Source organism: Rhodanobacter sp. UC4443_H10 (genome assembly GCF_052978325.1).
On sequence record NZ_CM129668.1, the window covers coordinates 2530674 to 2551082 of the forward strand.

General features: G+C 69.2%; 17 protein-coding genes. 10 read left to right on the forward strand and 7 right to left on the reverse strand.

Going from position 1 to position 20409, the window contains the following annotated elements; genetic code table 11:
- Positions 1-36: 36 nt before the first annotated feature.
- From ACVCMB_RS11635 to coaBC, 3 genes are all read right to left on the reverse strand, one after another.
- Entirely contained in the window at positions 37-2376 is a 2340-nt protein-coding gene (locus ACVCMB_RS11635; RefSeq protein WP_447106991.1) for a phosphomannomutase/phosphoglucomutase, read from the reverse strand.
- 71 nt (positions 2377-2447) lie between these two features.
- Positions 2448-2906 carry a dUTP diphosphatase gene (dut, locus tag ACVCMB_RS11640; RefSeq protein ID WP_447097768.1) on the reverse strand — a complete coding sequence of 153 codons (459 nt, stop codon included), beginning with the start codon at positions 2904-2906 and terminating at the stop codon, positions 2448-2450.
- Positions 2903-4108 carry a bifunctional phosphopantothenoylcysteine decarboxylase/phosphopantothenate--cysteine ligase CoaBC gene (gene coaBC, locus ACVCMB_RS11645; protein WP_447106992.1) on the reverse strand — a complete coding sequence of 402 codons (1206 nt, stop codon included), beginning with the start codon at positions 4106-4108 and terminating at the stop codon, positions 2903-2905. Before coaBC ends, dut begins: the two co-directional genes overlap by 4 nt.
- Positions 4109-4205: 97 nt before the next feature.
- Between coaBC and radC the strand changes: the two genes are divergently transcribed.
- The 5 genes from radC (at position 4206) to ACVCMB_RS11670 (ending at position 10246) form a co-directional block, all read left to right on the forward strand.
- Positions 4206-4877, forward strand: a complete 672-nt coding sequence (gene radC / locus ACVCMB_RS11650) for a RadC family protein (RefSeq protein ID WP_395120658.1) — start codon at positions 4206-4208, stop codon at positions 4875-4877.
- A 423-nt stretch (positions 4878-5300) separates the two neighbouring features.
- A complete protein-coding gene (gene argS / locus ACVCMB_RS11655) occupies positions 5301-7013 on the forward strand; it encodes an arginine--tRNA ligase (RefSeq protein ID WP_447106993.1) in 1713 nt (570 codons plus the stop codon).
- Positions 7013-7690 carry an SPOR domain-containing protein gene (locus tag ACVCMB_RS11660; RefSeq protein ID WP_447106994.1) on the forward strand — a complete coding sequence of 226 codons (678 nt, stop codon included), beginning with the start codon at positions 7013-7015 and terminating at the stop codon, positions 7688-7690. The genes argS and ACVCMB_RS11660 overlap by 1 nt, the downstream gene beginning before the upstream one ends.
- A gap of 4 nt (positions 7691-7694) precedes the next feature.
- Positions 7695-8450: an SDR family NAD(P)-dependent oxidoreductase gene (locus ACVCMB_RS11665; RefSeq protein ID WP_395120661.1), complete on the forward strand. Its 756-nt coding sequence runs from the start codon at positions 7695-7697 to the stop codon at positions 8448-8450.
- 122 nt (positions 8451-8572) lie between these two features.
- The gene (locus ACVCMB_RS11670; protein WP_447106995.1) at positions 8573-10246 is read left to right on the forward strand and encodes a tetratricopeptide repeat protein; all 1674 of its coding nucleotides are present in this window, start codon (positions 8573-8575) and stop codon (positions 10244-10246) included.
- Between the two features lie 163 nt (positions 10247-10409).
- Here the strand turns inward: ACVCMB_RS11670 and ACVCMB_RS11675 are convergent, their stop codons facing one another.
- The 3 genes from ACVCMB_RS11675 to speA all read right to left on the reverse strand — a co-directional run bounded on the left by ACVCMB_RS11675 (position 10410) and on the right by speA (position 14374).
- On the reverse strand, positions 10410-11579 hold the full coding sequence (locus ACVCMB_RS11675; RefSeq protein WP_447106996.1) for a DUF3734 domain-containing protein: 1170 nt from the start codon (positions 11577-11579) through the stop codon (positions 10410-10412).
- Positions 11576-12361: a 3-hydroxybutyrate dehydrogenase gene (locus ACVCMB_RS11680; RefSeq protein WP_395120664.1), complete on the reverse strand. Its 786-nt coding sequence runs from the start codon at positions 12359-12361 to the stop codon at positions 11576-11578. The genes ACVCMB_RS11675 and ACVCMB_RS11680 overlap by 4 nt, the downstream gene beginning before the upstream one ends.
- A gap of 123 nt (positions 12362-12484) precedes the next feature.
- Positions 12485-14374 carry an arginine decarboxylase gene (gene speA / locus ACVCMB_RS11685; protein WP_447106997.1) on the reverse strand — a complete coding sequence of 630 codons (1890 nt, stop codon included), beginning with the start codon at positions 14372-14374 and terminating at the stop codon, positions 12485-12487.
- A 269-nt stretch (positions 14375-14643) separates the two neighbouring features.
- On the opposite strand from speA, the gene speE reads away from it, so the two are divergent.
- Positions 14644-15513, forward strand: coding sequence for a polyamine aminopropyltransferase (gene speE / locus ACVCMB_RS11690; RefSeq protein ID WP_447106998.1), 870 nt, complete (start codon positions 14644-14646; stop codon positions 15511-15513).
- A 177-nt stretch (positions 15514-15690) separates the two neighbouring features.
- Here speE and ACVCMB_RS11695 read toward each other — a convergent pair whose 3' ends face one another.
- The gene (locus tag ACVCMB_RS11695) at positions 15691-15885 is read right to left on the reverse strand and encodes an antitermination protein NusB (RefSeq protein ID WP_395120667.1); all 195 of its coding nucleotides are present in this window, start codon (positions 15883-15885) and stop codon (positions 15691-15693) included.
- 154 nt (positions 15886-16039) lie between these two features.
- On the opposite strand from ACVCMB_RS11695, the gene ACVCMB_RS11700 reads away from it, so the two are divergent.
- From ACVCMB_RS11700 to ACVCMB_RS11715, 4 genes are all read left to right on the forward strand, one after another.
- Positions 16040-17065 carry a hypothetical protein gene (locus ACVCMB_RS11700; RefSeq protein WP_447106999.1) on the forward strand — a complete coding sequence of 342 codons (1026 nt, stop codon included), beginning with the start codon at positions 16040-16042 and terminating at the stop codon, positions 17063-17065.
- 162 nt (positions 17066-17227) lie between these two features.
- The gene (locus ACVCMB_RS11705) at positions 17228-17860 is read left to right on the forward strand and encodes a nucleotide-binding protein (protein ID WP_447107000.1); all 633 of its coding nucleotides are present in this window, start codon (positions 17228-17230) and stop codon (positions 17858-17860) included.
- Between the two features lie 39 nt (positions 17861-17899).
- Positions 17900-18373 carry a SixA phosphatase family protein gene (locus ACVCMB_RS11710; protein ID WP_395120671.1) on the forward strand — a complete coding sequence of 158 codons (474 nt, stop codon included), beginning with the start codon at positions 17900-17902 and terminating at the stop codon, positions 18371-18373.
- A 138-nt stretch (positions 18374-18511) separates the two neighbouring features.
- Positions 18512-20392, forward strand: coding sequence for a phospholipase D-like domain-containing protein (locus tag ACVCMB_RS11715; protein ID WP_447107001.1), 1881 nt, complete (start codon positions 18512-18514; stop codon positions 20390-20392).
- Positions 20393-20409 lie beyond the last annotated feature (17 nt).

Genomic DNA, 20409 nt, shown 5'->3' on the forward strand with positions numbered 1-20409 from the left:
TCGGGCCGACGCGGTCCGCGTCCCGGCCCGCCATCCTCAGAACGGCAGTTTCAGGGCAGGATCGACCGCCAGCATCTGCCGGCGGAACACCTGCTGGATGCGCTTGAGCGCCGCCTCGGTGTCGGCCTCGAAACGCAGCACCAGCACCGGCGTGGTGTTGGACGCGCGCACCAGTCCCCAGCCGTCCGGCCAGTCCACGCGCAGACCGTCGATACCGATCACCGAGGCGTCCTCGAAGCTGGCGCGCTCGCGCAGCCGGTCCATGAAACGGTAATGCTCGCCTTCGGCCAGCGGCACCTTCAGCTCGGGAGTGGAGACGCTCTTGGGCAGGGTGGCGAAGATTTCCTCCGGGCTGCGCCCGTGCAGGTCGCCGGCGAGGATCTCCAGCAGGCGAGCGGCGGCATAGATGCCGTCGTCGAAACCGTACCAGCGCTCCTTGAAGAAGAAGTGCCCGCTCATCTCGCCGGCCAGCTCGGCGCCGGTCTCGCGCATCTTGGCCTTGATCAGCGAATGCCCGGTGCGCCACATCAACGGACTGCCGCCGGCGTCCAGGATCTGCGCCTTCAGGTGGCTGGTGCACTTGACGTCGTAGATCACCGTGCCGCCGGGCTGGCGCGACAGCACGTCGCGCGCGAACAGCATCAGCAGGCGATCCGGATAGATGATCTCGCCGGCGCGGGAGACCACGCCCAGGCGATCGCCGTCGCCGTCGAAGGCGAGGCCGAGGTCCGCTCCGGTCTGGCGCACGGCGTGGATCAGGTCCTGCAGGTTGGCCGGATCGGACGGATCGGGATGGTGGTTCGGGAAGCTGCCGTCGACATCGCAGTACAGCGGGACCACCTCGCAGCCGACGCCTTCGAGCACCTGCGGCGCGATCGCGCCGGGAATGCCGTTGCCGCAATCGACCACCACCTTCAGCGGGCGCTCGGCGAGCACGTCGGAGACGATTTTCTCGATGTAGTCCGGGGCCACGTCGACCTGGCGCAGGCCGCCATGACCATCCTGGCTCAACGCGCCGCCGGCGATGCGCTGGTACAGGTTCTGGATCGCGCCCTCGGCCAGCGTCTCGCCGCCGATCACGATCTTGAAGCCGTTGTAGTCCGGCGGATTGTGGCTGCCGGTCACCGCCACGCCGCAGCCGGTGTTGAACCGGTACGCGGCGAAATACACCACCGGCGTGGGCACCGCGCCCAGGTCGATCACGTCGACGTCGGCCTCGCGCAGGCCGTCGGCCAGCGCGCCGGCCAGTTCGGAACCGGAAACCCGGCCATCGCGGCCGACCACGATCTCGCGCAGGCCGCGCTCGACCATCACCGCGCCGATCGCCCGGCCCAGCAGCCTGGCCACGTTGCGGTCCAGTGTCTTGCCGACCACGCCGCGCACGTCGTAGGCGCGGAAGATGCTCGGGTCCACCGGCACCGTGGCGGGTTCGGCCGGCGCGGCCGCGGGACGCGCAGTGGCCGGAGCGGGAGTCGACGGCGCGCGCGCGCGCGGGCGCGGCAGCGCGACCTCGGCCACCAGCGGCTCCTCTTCGGCCGGCGGCGCCGACGAAGCCTGGCGACGCCCGCGCAGCCACAGCAGATAGCCGGCTCCGCCCAGCCCCAACAGGCTCAGCAGCGCGCTCAACCACCACGAGTGCGGCAGCACGATGAACGCATCGGGCAGCCCGGCGCCCACGCGGAACGCGGTGCCGGGCACGGCCACGCTGTTGTCGCCGGTCTGCGCCGAGGCACTGCCGTTGGAGAACAACTGCACGCTGCCCGGCTCGTCTCCCTGGCGCAGATCGAGCCGGCCGCCGGCCGGCGGGATCGCGTCGAAAGCCCGCTGGACCCCGGCAAACGGCAGTTCCACCCACACCCACGCCTGGGTCTGATCAGGCGCACCCAGCGGCACGACCATGCTCAGCCGGCGGTCGCCGTTGCCGTAGTAGACGCTCTGCACCGGCGGCGCGCCCTCCGCCGTCTGCGCGGCCATCAGCTGCGCCGCCTTGGCATAGCCGAACTCGCGGTAGTTGGCGCGCAGCACTTCCTTGAGGTCGCCGCTGTAGATGTCCAGCTGCTGCGCCTGCGGCAGGCGCAGGCGCAAGGTGGCGATCGACTGCGCCGGGTCGTTCAGCACCGTCGCCGGGTCGACCAGCGCCAGCGCCTTCTGCACCGCACCGCGCTGGCGTGCGACCTCGTCGGCAACCGCCTTGACCGCCTGCGCCTGAGCGGCATGGACCCGTTCGTCGGCATGATGCTCGTCGGCGATCAGCCAGGTCTGCCAGGCACAGAACAGGCCCAGCAGCAGCAGCAAGGTGCCGCCGGCCAGCGGCAGCACGGCCGACCAGTCGACCTCAGGCCGGGCCAGCCGCCGCTTCGCGATTTTTGGTGCCATGCTCTGCCCCCACGGCTGAAACTGCGCGGTGGCGCGACCGCTCCGGGTCGCGCCGAGTTTCCGTGCCCATGCTATCGGATACCGGTGGAGCCGAAGCCTCCGGCGCCGCGTTCGCTGGGCGTGAATTCATTGACGATCTGCAGCCGCGCCTGCGCCACCGGCACCAGCAGCAACTGCGCGATGCGGTCGCCGACCGCGATGGTGTACGGGGCGTCGCCGCGGTTCCAGCACGAAATCATCAGCGGGCCCTGGTAGTCGGCGTCGATCACGCCGACCAGGTTGCCCATCACCAGGCCGTGCTTGTGGCCCAACCCGGAGCGCGGAACGATCAAGGCGCACCATTGCGGATCGCCGATGTGGATGGCGATGCCGCTGGGCACCAGCGCACTTGCGCCGGGTGCCAGGGTCAGCGGCTGCTCCAGTGCCGCACGCAGGTCCATGCCGGCGCTGCCGGGGGTGGCGGCATGCGGCAGCGGAATGCTGTCGCCCAGGCGCGGGTCGAGGATCTTCAATTCGACGTCGAGCGTCATCCGCGCGTCGCCCGGTAGCGTTCGGCCACTTGCGCGATGAGCTGGCGCGCCAGTTCGCTCTTGGCGGCGCGCGGCAAGGCCAGCTCGCCATCGGCCCAGTACAGCGTCAATGCGTTCTCGGCGACCTCGAAACCGAGTCCGTCGCCCACCTGGTTCGCCGCGATCATGTCCAGCCCCTTGCTGCGCAATTTGCCGCGCGCGTAACTGGCCACATCATGCGTCTCCGCGGCGAATCCGACCAGGAACGGGTGCCCGTTCTGCGCGGCCAGGCTGGCCAGGATGTCGGGGTTCTCTTCCAGCTGCAGCGAGAGCGGCGCGCCCGCGCTCTTTTTCAGCTTCAGCGCCGAGACGCTGGCCGGCCGATAATCGCCCACCGCCGACGCGCCGATGTAGATGTCCGCCGCGCGACTGGCCTCGAGCACGGCGGCCTGCATCTGCGCGGCGCTGCGCACGTCGATGCGCCGCGCCACCCCGACGGGCGTGGCCAGGCTCACCGGGCCGGCCACCAGGCTCACCGTGGCGCCCGCCTCCGCCGCGGCCGCGGCCACCGCGAAACCCATCCGGCCGGAGCTGCGGTTGCCGATGAAGCGCACCGGGTCGATGTCCTCGTAGGTCGGACCGGCGCTGACCACCACCTGCAACCCGGCCAGCGCGCCGTTGCCGAACGAGGCGGCCAGCGCGTCGCGCAATTCGTGCGGCTCCAGCATGCGGCCGGAGCCCATGTCGCCGCAGGCCTGCTCGCCGGCCGCCGGCCCCAGCACCTGCACGCCACGCTGGCGCAGCAGCACCAGGTTCGCCTGCACCGCCGGGTGCGCCCACATCTGCTGGTTCATCGCCGGCGCCAGGTACAGCGGTGCGGCGCTGGCCAGGCAGAGCGTGCTGAGCAGGTCATCGGCATGGCCATGGGCGAGCCGGGCGATGGTGTCGGCGCTGGCCGGCGCCACCAGGATGCGCTCGGCCCAGCGCGCCAGCTCGATGTGACCCATCGCCGCCTCGGCGTGCGCATCCCACAGGCTGCTGCGCACCGGCTGGCCGGAGAGCGCCTGGAACGTGGCCGCGCCGACGAAATGCTCGGCCCCTGCGGTCATCACCACGCGCACCTCGGCGCCCTGCTCGCGCAGGCGGCGGACCAGTTCGCAACTCTTGTAGGCGGCGATGCCGCCGGTCACTCCCAGCAGGATGCGGCGTTGGGCGAGGCTCATGTAAGGCGGGCCTGACAGTCGGGCAGACGCTTAGCTTACCGGATTCAATCCGCGCCACTGCTGCCTGCCGGCGACCCCCTTCGCCAAGCTGGCACGCATGAGCATCCGCGACTGGCCCGAAGGCGAACGACCCCGCGAAAAACTGCTGGCCCGCGGGAGCGCCGCGCTGTCCGACGCGGAGCTGCTGGCCGTGCTGCTGGGCAGCGGCAGCCGCGGCAAGGACGCCATCGCGCTGGGCCGCGAACTACTCGCCAACGCGGGCGGCGTGGCTGCCTTGCTGGGCCGGCCGGAGCAGCAGATCCGCGCCGGCGGGCTGGGTCCGGCCAAGCGCGCGCGGATCGCCGCGGCGCTGGAACTGGCCCGGCGCAGCCTGGCCGAGCAGTTGCAGGAGCGGCCCAGCCTGGGCAACCCGCGCGACAGCGGCGACTACCTGCGGGCCCGCCTGCGCCACCTGCCCTACGAAGTGTTCGGCTGCCTGTACCTGGACAACCGCCATCGCGTGCTGGCCTTCGAGGAGCTGTTCCGCGGCACCGTCGACGGCGCCAGCGTGCACCCGCGCGAAGTGGTGCGCGCCTGTCTGCATCACAACGCCTGCGCGGTGATCTTCGCCCACAACCACCCCTCCGGCGTGGCCGAACCCAGTGCCGCCGACCGCGCGATCACCCACGAACTGCGTGATGCCCTGCACCTGGTCGGCGTGCGCGTGCTCGACCACCTGGTGATCGGCCACGGCGAGCCGGTGTCGATGGCCGCCCGCGGCCTGCTCTGAACGCGGCCGTACCGGGCCGCCGCTGCGGCGCGCATCTCCCCACCTTCGCCCGACAAGCCGGCTCTGCCGCGCTGCGGCACACCGTGCGCCAACCTGTTCGTGCGCACAGAAGCGGCCGCCAAGTGGTCGAAACTTATGCACAAAATGCAACGACAACCGGTTGCCGTCGCAATCGCCAGTCTTGCGCAAAGTTGCTGCTTCAACATGATGATTTTGCTTGATAATTTCTTGCGACTTGACAAAGACCAGCCAGCCGCTGCCTCGGCGCGATCCCCGCCGGCGAATTTCCCCACAGAGTTATCCACAGGACGCCTCGACGCGGTGCAACACGAGACTACCCCGCGTCCGGCACGGCCTTCGCCGCCGGCGTGCGCGCGCCGGTCTGTTAGAATTGCCGGTTCCATCACGAAACCGATCCCACCCGTGAAAGCACAGCTGCGCAACCTGGTGTTGCAGGCCATCCACGCCCTGCAGCACGACACGACCCTGCCGGCCGAGCTGGCCATCCCCGACTTCGTGATCGAGCGCGCGCGCAGCCGCGAGCATGGCGATTTCGCCTGCAACGCGGCGATGCTGCTGGCCAAGCATGTCCTGAGCCCTGTCGAAGGGGCGGCGCGCGCCAAGCCACGCGAGCTGGCCGAAAAACTGGTCGCCGCACTGCCGGCCAACCCGCTGGTGGAAAAAGTCGAGATCGCCGGCCCCGGCTTCATCAACTTCTTCCTCGCCGCCGGCGCCTATCACGCCGAAGTGCGCCGGATCATGGCCGAGGGCAACGCCTACGGCCGCAATGCCAGCGGCGGCGGCAGGACCGTCGGCGTGGAATTCGTCTCGGCCAACCCGACCGGCCCGCTGCACGTGGGCCACGGCCGCGCCGCGGCGATCGGCGACTGCCTGAGCCGCCTGCTCGATGCCAGCGGCTGGAACGTCAAGCGCGAGTACTACTACAACGATGCCGGCGTGCAGATCGCCAACCTGGCCGTGTCGGTGCAGGCGCGCGCGCGCGGCATCACGCCCGAAGACAGCAGCTGGCCCGACAACGGCTACCGCGGCGACTACATCGCCGACGTGGCGCGCGCCTACCTCGATCGCGAATCGGTGGTGGCCGACGGCGAGACGGTCGTCGCGGCCGGCGACGTCGACGACCTCGACGCGATCCGCCGCTTCGCCGTGGCCAGCCTGCGCCGCGAGCAGGACCTGGACCTGCAGGCATTCGGCGTCGGCTTCGACACCTATTTCCTGGAGTCCTCGCTGTACAGCGACGGCAAGGTCGAGGAAACCGTGCGCGAGCTGATCGCCCACGGTCACACCTACGAGGAAGGCGGCGCGCTGTGGCTGCGCACCACCGCGTTCGGTGACGACAAGGACCGCGTGATGCGCAAGTCCGACGGCACCTACACCTACTTCCTGCCCGACGTGGCCTACCACCTGAGCAAGTGGCAGCGCGGCTACCAGCGCGCGATCACCGAGCTGGGCTCGGACCACCACGGTTCGCTGGCGCGGGTGAAGGCCGGCCTGCAGGCGCTCGATTGCGGCATCCCCAAGGGCTGGCCGGAATACGTGCTGCACCAGATGGTCACCGTGATGAAGGGCGGCGAGGAGGTGAAGATCTCCAAGCGCGCCGGCAGCTACGTCACCTTGCGCGACCTGATCGACGAAGTCGGCAAGGACGCCACGCGCTACTTCCTGATCGCGCGCAAGAGCGATTCGCAGCTGGTGTTCGACGTCGACCTGGCCCGCTCGCAGTCCAACGACAACCCGGTCTACTACATCCAGTACGCGCATGCCCGCGTCTGCAGCGTGCTGCGCCAGGCGCCGGAGAAAGGCTTTGCCTTCGACCTCGCCGACGGCCTTGCGCACCTGGACCGGCTGGACAACGAGCACGAGCAGATCCTGCTTACCGAGCTGTCGAAATATCCCGAACAGGTCGAAGCGGCGACGGCCAACCTGGAGCCGCACCTGATCGCCGGCTGGCTGCGCGAACTGGCCAACGCGTTCCACACCTACTACAACTCGCACCAGTTCCTGGTCGAGGATGCGAGCCTGCGCAACGCGCGGCTGGCGCTGGTGGTCGCCACGCGCCAGGTACTGAAGAACGGACTGGATTTGCTGGGCCTCAGCGCCCCGGAGAAGATGTAATGGCAGCACGCAAGGGCAGGGGCCGGCAGGCCGTACGCAACGGCCGCAGCGGATTCCCGGGCTGGGGTTACGCGGTGATCGGCGTCCTCGCCGGCGCGATCCTGATGGCGATCGTGATGCGCGGCAGCCTGTTCACCAACCTGCGCACGCCGACCGGACCGCAGGCCAACCCGCAGGCCACCGCCCAGCGCGGCAGCGAGCCGGGCGTGCTGGAACCGGCCCCCGGCGAAAGCACGCCGAAGAAACCGCAGTACGACTTCTACTCGGTGCTGTCGGAGAAGGAAGTGCGCATCCCCGACGCCGAGATCAGCGCGCAGGCCAAGGCCGAGCAGCAGCAGGCCGCCACGCCGGCACCGGCGACGACGCCCGCCAGCACACCCGGCGTGGCCGTGCAGAACGTCACCGCCGCGCCGGCCGAAGCGGTGGAACCGGCCAGCGGCGGCAACGGCTACCTGCTGCAGGTGGGCGCGTTCCCCGACCCCGCCACCGCCGAGGCACAAAAGGCCAAGCTGGCCCTGCAGGGTTTCGTCGCCAACGTGCAGACGGTGAATGTCGGCGGGCAGACCTACCACCGCGTACGGCTGGGGCCGTTCCGCTCGGCCACCGAGCTGGAATCGACCAAGCAGAAACTCGCCGCCGCCGGCATCCCGGCGATCGCCCTGAAAGAAGGCAAGTAATCGTATGAACGGCAAGATCGCCTGGATCACCGGTGCCACCGCCGGTTTCGGTGCCGCCACCGTCGAGCGCTTCGTCGCCGGCGGTTGGCGGGTGATCGCCAGCGGCCGCCGGGCCGAACGATTGCGGCAGCTGGTGGACCGCCACGGCGCCGAGCGCGTGCATGCGGCCGCCTTCGACATGCGCGACGAAGCGGCCATGCGCGCCGCCCACGCCGCCCTGCCGCCGTCGTTCGCCGGCATCGACCTGCTGGTCAACAACGCCGGCCTGGCGCTGGGCACCGCGCCCGCGCAGCAAGCCGAGCTGGCGCAATGGAAGCAGATGATCGACACCAACGTCACCGCGCTGGCCACGATCACGCACCTGCTGCTGCCGCAGCTGATCGAACGCCGCGGCGCCATCGTCAACATCAGCTCGATCTCCGGCAGCTACGCCTACCGCGGCGGCAACGTGTACGGCGCCAGCAAGGCCTTCGTCACCCAGTTCTCGCAGAACCTGCGCACCGACCTGCACGGCAGCGGCGTGCGCGTGACCTCGATCGAACCGGGCATGGCCGAGACCGAATTCACCCTGGTGCGCACCGGCGGCGACCAGGCCGCCTCCGACCAGCTCTACGCCGGCGCCCACCCGATCACCGCGACCGACATCGCCGACACCATCTGGTGGATCGCCAACCTGCCGCCGCACCTCAACATCAACCGCATCGAGCTGATGCCGGTCAGCCAGTCGGCAGCCGGGCTGCAGGTGGCGCGCGACGCCTAGGCGAACCGGCCCGCCGGGCCGAGTCGCATCGGCATGCCGGCTTCCGACACGCGCTACGCGCCGATTGGCTACACTCCCCAGGGTGGAGACCGGCCGGCGGCCGGTGGGACGGGGAGTACAAGTTGGCCGATGGCGGCGGCTTTTTCGAAGAGCTGAAGCGTCGCCACGTGTGGCGCGTGGCAATCGCCTATGCCGTCGTCGCATGGCTGCTGGTGCAGGTGGCCACGCAGGTATTCCCGTTCTTCAACATCCCCGATTGGACGGTGCGCCTGGTGGTGATCCTGATCGCGATCGGTTTCCCGATCGCGGTCATCTTCGCCTGGGTGTACGAGCTGACACCCGAAGGCATCCGCCGCACCGCGCCGGCTGATTCGCCCGAGGCACGGGCCGCGCACGACAGCCGCCAGATCGGGCGCAAGCTCAACGCGGTGATCATCGGCACGCTGGTGCTGGCGGTGGGCCTGCTGGGCTGGCGCCTGTTGGCGCTGCGTCAGGCGCCGGCCGCCGTTGTGGCCCAGACATCCGCGCAGGCGACGGACGCGCGCAGCGGGACGGCCTCCTCGACCGGGTCGTCATCTCCGGCATCCGCGGCGAGCGTCCCCGGCAAGTCCATCGCGGTACTGCCGTTCGAGAATCTCTCGGCCGACAAGGACAACGAGTACTTCGTGGCCGGCATGCAGGACTTGATCCTGACCAAGCTGGCCGACATCGGCGACTTGAAGGTGATCTCGCGCACCTCGACCCTGCAGTACGGTAGCCATCCAGAAAACCTCAAGACGGTCGGCGAGCAACTCCGCGTCGCGACGATCCTTGAAGGCAGCGTGCAGAAGCAGGGCAACCAGGTGCTGGTCAACGTGCAGTTGATCAACGCCAGGACCGAAAGCCATATCTGGGCCGAAAGCTACACCCGCACGCTGGACAACGTATTCGGCGTCGAGGGCGAGGTGGCGGGCAAGATCGCGACAGCCCTCAACGCCAAGCTGTCGCCCGCGCAGAGCGCGCAACTGGCTGAGGCGCCGACCACCAACAAAGCCGCCTACGACCTGTTCCTGCGCGCCGAGTATCAGGCTAACAAAGGTCTCATCAATTACGACACGGCTAGCTACAAGGCTGCGATACCGTTGTATCAGCAAGCCATTCAGCACGATGTCAACTTTGCATTGGCCTACGCGCGGCTGTCTTATACCGAAAGTGAGCTTGCATGGTTCGGCGGCGGCGGCGGGAACGTGAAGCAGCTTGTCCAACAGGCGCGCGCGGATGCGGAACAAGCACTGCAATTGCAACCCGATCTGGCCACCGCGCACCTCGCCATCGGCTACAGCGAATACTACGGCCGCGGCGATTACGCCGCCGCGTTGCAAGCGTTTTCGACCGCGCTCAAGCTCAAACCCAACGATGCCGAGACCCTCGCGGCGCAAGGTTACGTAGAACGCCGCGAGGGACGAGTGGACGACGCGATTGCCTCGTTCAGACAAGCGCAGGCTCTCGACCCACGCAATTCCGCACTGGCCTACGAGTTGGGCACGACGTACCAGGCGGCGAGCGCCTATCCCGAGGCCGAGGGCGCCTTCCAGCGCGCGCTGGCGCTGGACCCGGACAACCGCAACGCCAAGGCCTACTATTCCAACGCGATATTGTTGAGCACGGGCGATATTCCGCGTGCATTGGCCGCGGTGCAAGGCGACGATCCGATCCGCCACGAACCGCGCTTCCAGGCGCTGCTGCGGAAATACGCGAAATACCAACCAGCCGTGATTCCTGCCGCTGACAGTACCGCAGCGATTCCGCCGACGTGAACTGGTCGGGCGATCGTACGACGGTTGCCCGACCGATCAACCGAAGACGATCCAGCTCCGCTTCGTGGCTTCGCCGAAAGATCGTGGATGCGGCCTGGTGGTTCTGGCGCCCCGACACCGAGCCGACGCAGGTCGCGCCTGCTCGTCACGGGCCAGGGTGCAGTCAATTGGCGTTCGCGCGATGCACGTCGTGCGTCACGAACGGATGTCCGGGGTCGGGGGCGGCAAGCCACTGCGGGTGCGCCAGGGTGTGGCGCATGTCGTCCAGGCCGCCCTGCCAATGGCTGCGCATGCTGGTGGCGCTGAATTCGTAGTCCTTGAAGTGGCCTTCGTGGGGCCGGTCCTGGTAGATCAGGTGGATCACGTTGGTCAACGCCTCCGCCGCGCGTGCCTCGGCATGGCGGTACGCCGGGTCGCCGCGCCGCTCGGACGGCACCAGCGCCATCACGTCGTGCAGCAGGCGGCGCTGCTCCTGCATGCGGCGCATGAACTCGGTGACCAGCCGGGTGCGGCTGGAGTACTGGATCTCCTTGCTGCGCTCGGCCACGTCGGCAAGATCGCGCGGCAGCGTGCCGCGGGCGCTCCACAGGTCGACCTGGAACACCAGCGTGTCGCAACCGGGGCGTTCGCTGAGCACCTCGTAAAGCGGCGTGTTGGAGACCATGCCGCCGTCCCAGTAGAACTCGCCGTCGATCTCCACCGCGGGAAAGCCCGGCGGCAACGCGCCGGAGGCCATGAAGTGCTCGGGCCGCAGGCGCTCGCGGCGATTGTCGAAATAGGCGAAGTTGCCGCTGCGCACGTTCACCGCGCCGACCGCCACGCGCATCGTGCGCGCATCGTTGAGGCGGTCGAAATCGACCAGCCGCTCCAGCGTGGCGCGCAGCGGCTTCGTGTCGTACCAGCTCACGCTGCCCGGCGTGGCGTGCCCGCCCAGGAACGGCGGCGGCTGGCGCGGGTGGAAGAAGCCGGCCTGGCCCTCGGTCATCGCGCGCCAGGCGGCCAGGCCGCTCATGCCGTTGAGCCATGCCGTCGGCCACGCCACCGCATCGAACCACGGCAGCGCCGGCACGTCCGGCCACAGCGGCGAGCGGCAGATCGCCTCCCAGAATTCGCGCAGCCGTTCCACCCGCCGCTCGGGCGCGTTGCCGGCGATGACCGCCGCGTTCAACGCGCCGATCGAGATGCCGGCCAGCCGGTTCGGCTGCAGGCCGGCCTCGTCCAGCGCCTCGAACACGCCGGCCTGGTAGGCGCCGAGCGCGCCGCCGCCCTGCAACACCAGCGCGACGGTGCGGTAGTCGCGGGCTACCGTTTCCGCCAGCGACGGCGTGGTCACTGCATGAACCAGCCGTGGCTGACCACGATCGACTGGCCGGTCAGTGCGGCGGAGGGGAAGGTGGCCAGGTACAGCGCGGTCTGCGCGATGTCCTCCACCGTGGTGAAGGTCGCGTCGACGGTGTCCTTCAGCATCACGTTCCTGATCACCTCGTCTTCCGTGATGCCGAGCTCCCTGGCTTGCTCGGGGATCTGCTTCTCTACCAGCGGCGTACGCACGAAGCCCGGGCAGATCACGTGCGAGCGCACGTTGTGCGGCGCACCCTCTTTCGCCAGCGTGCGGGCCAGCCCGAGCAGGCCGTGCTTGGCGGTGACGTAGGGCGCCTTCAGCTTCGAGGCTTCATGCGAGTGCACCGAGCCCATGTAGATCACGATGCCGCCGCGGTCGCCCTGGTACATGTGCTTGAGCGCGGCCTTGGTGGTGAGGAAGCCGCCGTCGAGATGGATCGCCAGCATCTTCTTCCAGTCGGCGAAGGCGAACTGGTCGATCGGATTGATGATCTGCACGCCGGCATTGGAGATCAGGATGTCCAGATGGCCAAATGCCGCCACCACCTTGTCCGTGCCGGCGTTGACCGCCTCCTCGCTGGTGACGTCCATCGCCACGCCGAGCGCCTTGCCGCCGGCGGCGTTGATCTCCGCCGCCACCGCATCGGCAGCCTGCTGGTTGATGTCGGCGATCGCCACGCTGGCGCCGTTCTTCGCGTACAGCTCGGCGATCGCCTTGCCGAGGCCGCTGGCCGCGCCCGTGATCAGGGCGACCTTGCCGTTGAGACTGCTCATGCGTTGCTCCTGTGCGACTGGAACTGGATGGAACGGGTCATGCTGGAGTCCGCTTGCGGGCGGTGCTCTCGGCGCCGGTATTCGGAATTTGCGAGAGCATCGCCCGCGAGCGGGCTCCTGCGATCAGTGGGTGTCTTCGGCGAGGTAGGTGTAGGCGGTGAGGCCGGCGTCAAGCGCATCGTACAGGCGCGCCGCCTCGTCGCCGGCGACGCCCGCGTCGGCAATGCGCGCGCGGTAGCTGGCGCGCAAGGCCTCCAGGTCGTAGCCGACGTAGTCGAGCATCAGGTCGGTGGTGTCGCCGCGACGCTTGTTGGCGAACACGTAGCCGTCGCCCTCGACGCGCACGTTGACCGCGTCGGTATCGCCGAACAGGTTGTGGATGTCGCCCAGGGTCTCCTGGTAGGCGCCGACCATGAAGATGCCCAGCCGATAGCTCTCGCCGTCCTTCAGCGCGTGCAGCGGCAGGCTGACGTCGACACCATCGGCTTCCACGTAGTGATCGATGCGCCCGTCCGAATCGCAGGTCAGGTCGACGATCACCCCGCGGCGGGTCGGCTCCTCGTCGAGGCGGGCGATCGGCACGATCGGGAACACCTGGTCGATCGCCCAGACGTCGGGGACCGATTCGAACACGGAGAAGTTGGTGAAGTACTTGTCGACCAGTTTCTCGTCCAGCTCGTCCAGCACCTGCCGGTGCGCCCGCTCCGCGGGCAGCAGGCGCGTGCGCACCGCGTTGGCGATGGCGTAGAACATCTCGTCCAGTCGCGCGCGGTCGGCCAGCGACAGCTGGCCCAGCGCGTACAGCGACTGCCCTTCGGCCAGGTGGTGCTGGGCTTCGTGGAACAGCTCCAGCGGCGGGCGCTCGTCCAGCGCCGCGTGGACCTCGCGCAGATGGCGCAGCACCGCCGGCTCGTGCTCGCCCGGCGACGGCAGGCTGCCGGCCGGCACCTGCTCCACCTCGGTCACGTTGACCACCATCACCGCGTGGTGCGCGGTCATCGCGCGGCCCGCTTCGGTGAGCACTTGCGGCGCGATCAGGCCCTCGACGGCAACCGCCTCGGCCAGCGACTGCACGATGGTGCTCGCGTACTGCTCCAGCGAATAGTTGATCGAGTTGTGGCTGCGCGAGCGCGTGCCTTCGTAATCCACGCCCAGACCGCCGCCGACGTCGACGATCTCCAGCGGCACGCCCATGCGCGAGAGTTCGACGAAGTAGCGGGTGGCCTCGCGCATGCCGTTGGCGATGTCGCGCACGTTGGAGATCTGCGAGCCCATGTGGAAGTGCTGCAGCTTCAGCGTGTGCTTGAGGCCGGCCGCATCGAGCCGCTCGACCAGCCGCAGCACCTGCTGCGGCGACAGTCCGAACTTGCCCTTGTCGCCGCCGGTGTTCTGCCACTTGCCGGCGCCGATCGAGGCCAGTCGCACGCGCACGCCGAGCAGCGGCTCCACGCCCAGCGCCTTCGCCTCGCTGAACACGTGGTCGAGTTCGGACAGCTTCTCGATCACGATGTGCACGCGCAGGCCGAGCTTCTTGCCGATCAGCGCCAGGCGGATGTACTCGCGGTCCTTGTAGCCGTTGCAGATCACGATGGAACCGGGCCGCGCCATCGCCAGCACCGCCATCAGCTCGGGCTTGGAGCCCGCTTCCAGGCCGAAGCCCTGGGTGCCGGCGGCGACCAGCTCGCCCGCCACGCTGCGCTGCTGGTTGACCTTGATCGGATAGATCGCGGTGTAGCCTCCGGCGTAGTCGTGCTCGGCGATGGCGCGGGCGAAGGCGCCCTGCAGCTGCGCGAGACGGTCGGCGAGGATGTCCGGGAAACGCACCAGCAGCGGCAATCGCAGGCCCTCGGCGCAGGCGCGGTCGACGATCGCCGGCAGCGCCAGCGCCGGGCCCTCGGCGCCGCGCGGGTGCATCAGCAGGTTGCCGGCGGCATCGATGTCGGCGTAGCCGTCGCTCCAGTAGGGCACGGCATAGGTGTGGCGGGCAGTGGCAATGGTCCAGGGCTTCGACATGGGGCCTCCCTCGGGAAACGTAGCAGGGGATGTCGCAGCGGCGAGCCTTGACGAGGTTGCTCGATGGAGCGGAAAGCCGGCCGGCCGGAAGCCTCGCACGCCGCGGGGCCGGATGGGCTTGCCCGGCCTTCGTCACGCCTTCGCGACGACTGCCCGGGCCACCATTGTAATGGCCGCGCGGCGCGCTGCACGGCGCTGGCGGCCGGGACGTCAGCGGCGGTTGCCGCTACAATTGGCCTTCTTTGCCCACGCTTCGCGGAAACATCCCCATGTCGCAGCCCGCCCCCCTCACCGAAGCCCACTGGTTCACCGAGGGGCACCAGGCGTCCGGTTCGTCCATCGGCTTTCGCACCGAGCAACTGCTGCACGCGGAGAAGACCCCATTCCAGTCCATCGAGATCCACAAGACCACCGACTGGGGCAACCTGATGGTGATCGATGGCTGCGTGATGCTGACCAGCCGCGACAACTTCTTCTACCACGAGATGATGACCCACCCGGCGCTGTTCACCCACGCGCGCGCCAAGCGCGTGGTGATCATCGGCGGCGGCGATTGCGGCACGCTGCGCGAAGTGCTGCGCCACGAGGAAGTCGAGCACGCCGTGCAGGTGGAGATCGACGAGCGCGTGACGCGCCTGGCCGAACAGTATTTCCCCGAGCTGTGCGAGGCCAACGCCGATCCGCGCGCCGAGCTGCTGTTCATCGACGGCATCAAGTACATGGCCGAGTGCGAGCCGGAGTCGGTGGATCTGGTGATCGTCGACTCGACCGACCCGGTGGGCCCGGCGGAAGGCCTGTTCAACGCCGCGTTCTACGCCAGCTGCTACAAGGCGCTGCGCCACGGCGGCCTGCTGGTGCAGCAGAGCGAATCGCCGCTGGCCCACCTGGACCTGATCCGCTCGATGCGTTCGGCGATGCGCACCACCGGCTTCGCCGCGGTGAAGACGCTGCCGTTCCCGCAACCGTGCTACCCCACCGGCTGGTGGAGCTGCACCATGGCGCGCAAGGGCGGCGACCTCTCCGGCTTCCGCGAACGCGGCGCGCTGAGCAAGAAATTTCCCACCCGCTACTACAACGCCGAAATCCACAAGGCCGCCCTGGCCCAGCCGGAATTCATGCGCGAGGCGCTGGGGGACTGAAAGCCGGGAATAGGGAATAGGGAATGGGGAATGGGGAATAGGGAATAGGGAATGGGGAATGGGGAATGGGGAATGGGGAATGGGGAATGGGGAATGGGGAATGGGGAATGGGGAATAGTAAAGAGCCGCCCGTCGTTGCTCTTCCATTCCCTATTCCCCATTCCCTATTCCCTGCAACTAAAACATCTTCGACCGCACCTTCGGCAGCAGCACCAGCAGCAAGGTGGCGAGCGGGCCGAGCAGCAGCGAGAGCAGGAACCACAGCAGCCCGCTGCGGTTCTTGCCCTGGGCCAGCGCCGCGTTGATCAAGGCCAGCGTGCCCCAGCCGACAAACCATGGGGCGCCATCGGTCCACAACGAAAAATGATTCACGACACTCTCCCGAGCGATGGGTGGCGTCGTCCTGCGCCCGAACAGGCATCCTAACAAGCCTGGCCGCCCCGCCGACCGGCGGGCGGCGCGTCGATCAGGCGAGCTTAATCTGCACTCGCTATGCTGGCGCCTTTGCCGCCGAGGGAAGTTCACGATGCCTGGAATGCGCTGCGTTGCCGTGAGTTGCGTGTGGCTGCTGTTCGCCGCGCCGGTGCTGGCGGGCAAGGCGCCGCCCGCCGCGAAACCCGCGGCGACGACGTCCAGGGCGGCGCAGGCGCGCGACCAGGCGCAGCTGGCCTTCCAGCGCGATCTGGTCAGCGTGCTGGCGCCGCGCGCCGATGCGATGCCGCTGCTCGGTGCCGCGCTGCTGGCGCGGCCATTGTTCAACCAGCCGCCGGGCAACAGCTTCCACGCCCTGATCGAGCGCGCCGCCGCCGCCGAAGGCGCAGGCCCGGCGGTGAACTGGGCGCGGCTGGCCGATTGCGAGGCCAAGGCCGGCAACTGCCCCAACGCTGCCGCACTGGATGCCTTGCTCACGCAGGCGCCGGACAACGCCGCCGTGTGGCTGGTCAAGCTGGGCGCCGACGCGCGCGACCACAAACAGGACGACGCCCGCGAAGACCTGCGTCGCGCCGCCGCCGCCAAGCTGTACGACGACTACGCCGGGATCAGTCTGCAGGCGTTGGCCGATTCGGTCGGCGTGCTGCCGCCGCCCGCCGCCGCGCTGGACCCGAACCACGCCGCCGGCGCGGTCGGCATGCAGACCGTGCTGATCTTCGGCCTCGCCAGCGCCCAACCGCAGCCGAGCCTGCAGCTGGTGGCCAAGTTGTGCGAGAACGCCGGCGAGGATGCCTCGATCAAGGCCGACTGCCTCAATCTGGCCAAGCTGCTGCAGTGGGGCTCCAGCCCCCTGGCCCGCTCACTCGGCCTGCACCTGGCCGAGGTGCTGGCCGACGACCCGGCCGCGGCCCAGGCCGCCAAAGACGCCCGCCGCCGCCTGATCTGGCAGGTGCGCAGCTTCAACCAGCTGCTGGCCAAAGTGCAGGACGACACCCCCCTCGCCCGCCACCTGCTGTCGCTGGCCCGCAACGGCGGCACCGAGATGAGCCTGCAGGCGGCCGCCCTGCGCGATGCGGGCATTGCGCTCGATCCGCCTGCGGCGGGGGAAAGCGAGGAGTGAGAAATGAGGAGTGAGAGGTGAGAGGCGGAACACGCCGTGCATTCCGCTTTTCTCTCACTTCTCACTCCTCTCCACTCACTCCTCGCTCCAGGCTCCTGGCCTGTTCCCCTTTGCCGCCCCGCCCGTTAGGCTGGACCCACCTTCCGTGGCAGGGGCGATCCGATGCTTACGACGCTGGTGGCGAGCAGCAAGGGCGGGTGCGGCAAGAGCACGCTGGTGACGCAACTGGCGTCGCACTGGGCCCAGGCAGGGCAGCACAGCACCATCGTCGACGCCGACCGGCAAGGGTCCAGCTTCCGCTGGGCCGCGCGCCGGCCGGAGAACGTCCCCGGCGTGCTGGCGCTCGAAGGCGGCCGCCGCTCGCTGGCGAAACTGCCGTCGGACACCGCGCAACTGCTCATCGACACCCCCGCCGGCGCGCGCGAGCGCGAGCTGGAACCCTATCTCGACCAGGCCGACGTGCTGCTGGTGCCGGTGCTGCCCTCCTCGTTCGACCTCGACGCCACGCTGGCCTTCACCGAGGAGCTGCGCGCGATCAACCGCATCCACCGCGGCAAGCTGCCGGTGGGGCTGGTGGCCAACCGGCTCAAGCCGTGGACGCACGCCAGCCAGGATGCGCTGACCCAGCTCGCCGAGCAGTCGCCGTTCCCGATCGTGGCGCAGTTGCGCGACAGCCAGGCCTACGTGCTGCTGGCGGCGCTGGGCAAGGGCATCTTCGACTACCACAGCGAGCAGGTGCGCAGCCACCAGGAGGACTGGAAACCCCTGCTGCGCTGGATCAAGCGCCAGTCCTGACAGCGGCCCACGCCTCTTCCCTTTTCGCCGGAGCCTCCCATGCACGAACTGATCCTGCTGCGCCATGCCGAAGCAGTGCCCATAGCCGACGGCGGCGACGACCGCGAACGCGCACTGAGCACGCGCGGCGAACAGGAGGCGCAGGCCGCCGGCCTGTGGCTCGCCGCGCACGGGCTGCAACCGCAGCGGGTGCTGTGTTCGCCGACCCGACGCACCAGCGAGACCACCCGGCTGGCACTGGCCGCGCTCGGCACCGCGCCGGCGCCGCGGATCGCCGAGGAAATCCACGAGGCCACGCCGGGCGAGCTGTTGCTGCTGCTCGACCAGCACACCGACGCCGACACCGTGATGCTGGTCGGCCACAACCCCGGCGTCGAACGGCTGGTCGCCCTGCTGGTGGAGGGCCGCTCCGACGAATTCCGCGGCATGCCGCCCGGCGCGCTGGCGGTACTGCATCTCGATGGGCCGCTGGAGCCCGGCCAGGCGCGACTGGACGCCTTCTGGTCGCCCTAGGTTGCTTCGATCAAGCCTTTTTGCTCGTCATCCCGGCGAATGCCGGATGACGGATGACGGCTTGCTCGCACCTTCGCTGGCGCCCCACGCGCCGCGCATCGTCACGGGACGGTGGCACACAACCGTTATCATGCGGCGATGTTCCGCGACCTTCGCCGCCTCGCCCTGCCGCTGCTCCTGCTGGCCACCGTGCTGCAGGGCTGCACGCTGTCCAAGGCACAGATCCGCCGCGCCGACGCGGTGGTGGCGGCCACCGTCGACCGCCAGCAAACCTGCCACCAGGCCGATCACTGCGCGCAGCCCTCGCCGCTGCTGCAGGCCGCCGACCAGGCGCTGGCCGAATCCACCGCCGGGCACCCGGTGCACGTGGTCACCCTGCTCGGCGACAGCGAGCCGGCGCTGGCCGCGCGGATCAACCTGATCCGCGCCGCACGGCGCTCGATCGACGTGCAGACCTACATCTGGAGCCAGGACGACGTCGGCCAGCTGGTGCTGGACGAACTGGTGCGCGCCGCGCGCCGCGGCGTGCAGGTGCGCATCCTGGCCGACCAGCTGTTCTCCTTCAACGACCCCGACCTGCTCGACGCGCTGGCTCGCGCCAGCGCCAACCTCGAGGTTCGGCTGTACAACCCGACCTTCCACAAGGCGCGCACGCCGCCGCTGGATTTCGCCGCCGGCGTGCTGTGCTGCTTCATGCAGTTCAACCAGCGCATGCACAACAAGCTGCTGCTGGTGGACGACGCCATCGGCATCACCGGCGGGCGCAACTACCAGGACCGCTACTTCAACTGGGACGACACCTTCAACTACGTCGACCGCGACGTGATGGTCGGCGGTCCCGCCGCCACCGCGATGGCCAGCAGCTTCGAGCTGTTCTGGCGGCACAAGCGCGCGGTGCCGCTGACCCACCTGCGCGACGTCAACCAGCGCATCGTCGCCGACCGCGCCGCGCCGAGCTGGCCCCAACCGCATTATCGAAAACCCCAGCGGGTCGCCCAGCTGCTGCAGGCCGCCGAGGACCCGGCCTGGCTGCGGGCGTGGCTGGTGGAACCGTCGCTGCGGGTCGGCAACGTCGAATACTTCAGCGACCTGCCGGCAAAAACCGACGATCCCGGCGGCAAGCGCACCGCGGCGTTCACCCGCCACATCATGCAGATGATCGGCCAGGCCTGCCACGAGGTACTGCTGCAGACGCCGTACCTGGTGATGAGCCGGCGCGCCCAGGGCATCTTCCGCCGCCTGCACCGGCGCGCCGACCCGCCGCGGGTGATCGTGTCGACCAACTCGCTGGCCTCCACCGACGCGTTCGCCGTCTACGCGATGTCGTACAAGCACCGCAAGCGCTACCTGAAGAAGTTCGGCTTCGAAATCCACGAGCTGAAGCCGCACGCACCTGGCCCCGCGGTGGACTATGAGCTGGCCAACCTGGACGCCGACACCGCGCAGGTGCCGGCCGCCACCGCCACCCCCGCCAGGGCCTCGCGCACGCGCTTCCACCTGCTCGGCAGCGGCAGCGGCAGCAGCAACCGCCCGGCGCCGCTGCGCAGCGAGGGCCGGCGCTCCGGCCTGCACGCCAAGTCGATCGTGATCGACGACGACTTCAGCATGGTCGGCTCGCACAACTTCGACCCGCGCTCGGACCACTACAACACCGAGTCCGGCGTGATCGTCTACGACCACGCCTTCGCCGACGAACTGCGCCAGGCCATCCTGCGCGACACCGAGCCGCAGAACGCCTGGGTGATCGCGCCGCGCCGTCCGGTGGTGCCGGTGCTCACCGACATCAACCAGGCCATCGGCACGGTCTCCGAGAGCCTGCCGTTCTTCGACCTGTGGCCGTTCCGCTACGCCACCAGCTTCGACCTCAAGCCCGGCTGCCCGCCGCTGCGCGCCAGCGACCCGCGCTTCTACGCATGCTACCAACCGGTCGGCGACTTCCCCGACGTCAACCTGTCGCCGAAGTGGGTCATCACCCGCCTGATCACCGCCTTCGGCAGCAGCGCCAAGGGCATCCTGTAGCGCGCTGACCTCGCCTG